This window comes from Corynebacterium sp. HMSC074E01 (genome assembly GCF_001808885.1).
GTDB lineage: Bacteria > Actinomycetota > Actinomycetes > Mycobacteriales > Mycobacteriaceae > Corynebacterium.
Map to the genome: position 1 here is coordinate 1 of NZ_KV794852.1, position 291 is coordinate 291.

Below are 291 nucleotides of genomic sequence, written 5' to 3' on the forward strand. Positions count from 1 at the left end.
CTTCTCTTCGGCCTTGGGCTCTTCCTTCTTTTCTTCCTTGGCGGCAGGCTTCTCGGAGGCTGCGGCGGAGCCGTCGCCTACGCGGGCGATGACGGCACCGACGTCGACGGTGTCATCTTCCTCGGCGAGGATTTCAACGAGGGTGCCGGCGACTGGGGACGGGATTTCGGTGTCGACCTTGTCGGTGGAGACCTCGAGGAGTGGTTCGTCGACCTCAACGGTGTCGCCGACGGACTTCAGCCACTGGGTGATGGTGCCTTCGGTGACGGACTCACCGAGTTCCGGCATCTC

At 63.6% G+C, this 291-nt stretch carries 1 protein-coding gene; it reads right to left on the reverse strand.

The genetic code is table 11. The features are described 5' to 3' along the window. The coding region (locus tag HMPREF2537_RS08445) for a biotin/lipoyl-containing protein (RefSeq protein WP_305763992.1) at positions 1–291 on the reverse strand (291 nt) is incomplete at both ends.